Annotated in this window: 2 protein-coding genes and 1 pseudogene (2 of these 3 running past the window's edge); all 3 read right to left on the bottom strand. The window is 63.2% G+C overall.

What is annotated here, in order from left to right; all coding sequences use genetic code 11:
- On the bottom strand, nt 1-1,719 hold the 5' portion of the coding sequence (locus ACTIFK_RS11585; protein WP_439543224.1) for a methyl-accepting chemotaxis protein. It extends 195 nt beyond the left edge of the window; the window shows 1,719 of its 1,914 coding nt (coding positions 1-1,719); the start codon lies at nt 1,717-1,719; the stop codon falls past the left edge of the window.
- Nucleotides 1,720-1,769: 50 nt separating this feature from the next.
- Nucleotides 1,770-2,237 (bottom strand): chemotaxis protein CheW, encoded by a 468-nt coding sequence (locus ACTIFK_RS11580; protein ID WP_439543334.1) that lies wholly within the window; start codon nt 2,235-2,237, stop codon nt 1,770-1,772.
- A 32-nt stretch (nt 2,238-2,269) separates the two neighbouring features.
- Nucleotides 2,270-2,470, bottom strand: a pseudogene (locus tag ACTIFK_RS11575) (methyl-accepting chemotaxis protein) (its annotated part continues 954 nt past the right edge of the window); the annotation flags it as partial.

Here is a 2,470-nt window from a genome sequence, read left to right as displayed (position 1 = left end):
GGTCTTGGGACGCTGGAACCCCTGCGCCTTGGCGATCTGCTTGTGGACTTCGGGCTTTGCGGCCGCCTTGGCCTTGCGCCCGGAGGACCGGCCCGCCGCGCTGCTTTCCACGCGGAAGAAGGCAATGGTCTCCTGCAGGCGGTCAGCCTGGTTGGCCAATTCCTCGGCCGTCGCCGACATCTCTTCCGAGGCCGACGCGTTCTGCTGCGTCACCTTGTCGAGCTGCTGGATCGCCTGGTTGATCTGGGCCGATCCCACGTCCTGCTCGCGGCAGGCCGCCGAGATCTCCTCGACCAGCTCCGCCGTGCGCTTGATGTCGGGGACCAGCTTCTCCAGCATGCCGCCGGCTTCCTTGGCCACCTTCACGCTGTCGCTCGAGAGGGTGCCGATCTCGGCCGCCGCAGCCTGGCTGCGCTCGGCGAGCTTGCGAACTTCCGACGCCACGACCGCGAAGCCCTTGCCGTGCTCGCCCGCCCGCGCCGCCTCGACCGCCGCGTTGAGCGCGAGCAAGTCCGTCTGGCGAGCGATTTCCTGCACGATGGTGATCTTCTCGGCGATCGTCTGCATCGCGTTGACCGCACGGCCGACGGCCGCACCCGACAGCTCGGCGTCCTTGGCCGACTGGCGGGCGATACGTTCCGTCTCGCCGGCATTGGCCGCGTTCTGCTTGATGTTGGACGCCATTTCCTCGGACGACGAGGAGGCTTCCTCGCAGGACGAGGCCTGCTCGGCGGAACCCTGCGCCAACTGTTCCGAGGTCGCCGCCAGTTCCTGGCTGCCCGAAGACACGTTGTCGGACGCGTTCAGAGCTTCACTCACGATCGAGGTCAGTTTCTCCAGCATGTTCTGGAGCGCGATGCCGAGCGTATCCTTGTCGGATTGGCGCGTGGCCTTGACCGTGAGGTCGCCGTTCGAAATCGCGTCGGCAACCTGGGCCGTTGCGTTCAGGTTCGCAGTCATCGTATTCAATGCGTCGACCAGATCCTTGATCTCATCATTGCTCGACGCTTGAATTGTCTGGCCGAGATCGCCGATGGCCACCGCGTTCGCCAGTCCGACGGCGCGGGCGAGACCGCGACTGATGTTGAGGGCGATCCATGTGGCGATGCCGACCGAGAACAGCAGCAACGCGACCGTTATGCTGATCAGCAGCATTCTGGACGTCTCGTACTGCGCGTCCGTTGCGGCGTCCGTCTCGGAGACCGATATCGCAACCTCCTTGTTCAGCGCACCCAACACAGCAACGACGGCTTTCGCGGCGTCTCGGCCCTCGTTCATTGAGAGGCTAGCGGCACGCTTGTTCGCCTCGTCGGTGTTCTCGGTTGCGAGCTTGCGGGTTTGATCCTGGATCGGGACCCATTTTTGCACCACGGCTTTGAATTCAGCCATTTTATCGCGGATATCCCGGTCCTCAGCCCCCTCGAGCTTCGTCTGAAGCGAGTTGATGACTTGGCGCTGCTCGTCGATTTCGACGGAATAACCACCGATCTGCGATGGGTCCGTGTTCAAAATCATGTTCTTTTCAGACCGGATGCTCATCAGGACCGCATCGGACAGATCGCTCGAATTGCTGAGATAGCTCACCGGTCCGGTGACCATCGACGTTATCTGCGAGTTGAGCGAACTCAGGTTTGAAATGGCAAGTGCAGCCATCACGCCCGTCATGAGCGTAAGGGCGCCGAAGGCGATAGCGAGTTTGAGTTTGATGGTAAGGCGCATTGTCGTTTCCCCCGCGAGAATGAATGAGCGTCTGTGGTGATGACTTCCGGTTAGGCCGCCTCGAGAGCGGTCGTGATCAGCGTTGGCGTGTCGTCGGCGAGCAGCCGTGCGAGATCGAGGACGACAACGAACCTGTCGCCGCGCCGCCCGATGCCGGCGATATGATCGGATTGCCAGCGGCATCCGGTCTCCGGTGCCGGATCGAGCCGATCGCCGTCGAGACCCGTAACCTCGAAGACGCGATCGGCCACGAGGCCGATCGAGGTCTTGCGGCCCTGGGCCACGAACTCGAGCACCAGAATGCGCGTGTTCGGCGTCGAATCGATGCGCGGCAGACCGAACTTCGTGCGCAAGTCGATCACTGGGACGGCGGCCCCGCGCACGTCGATCATGCCGAGCAGCTGCGGGGGCGCATTCGGGAGCTTCGAGATCTCGCACATGTCGAGGATCTCGCGGACCGCCTCGACGGGGAGCGCGAAGGTCTCTCTGTCGATGCCCAAAGTTACGAACTGTGTCATCGGTTGCACGACGTTTCTCCCTTCAACTCTGCTCAGCCGTTGCTCTGGCGCTTGAAGTCGGCGTCGATGGCCTGGTCGTCGTCCATGTCGAGCGTGAAGCCGTTGGCCTGGGCGGCGTTGGGCTTTACTGGCACGAACGCTGTCGGCGTCTTCGCCTTGGGACGCTGGAACCCCTGCGCCTTGGCGATCTGCTTGTGGACTTCGGGCTTTGCGGCCGCCTTGGCCTTGCGCCC

Origin of the sequence: Hyphomicrobium sp. (genome assembly GCF_051860585.1) — a bacterium.
Classification (GTDB): domain Bacteria; phylum Pseudomonadota; class Alphaproteobacteria; order Rhizobiales; family Hyphomicrobiaceae; genus Hyphomicrobium_C.
Note: the sequence above shows the minus strand (reverse complement) of the source record. Positions and strands in the feature narration are given on the sequence as shown.

Excerpts from the sequence above, each read along its gene's own strand:
- ACTIFK_RS11580 (WP_439543334.1), bottom strand. The coding sequence starts at position 2,237 with ATGACACAGTTCGTAACTTTGGGCATCGACAGAGAGACCTTCGCGCTC.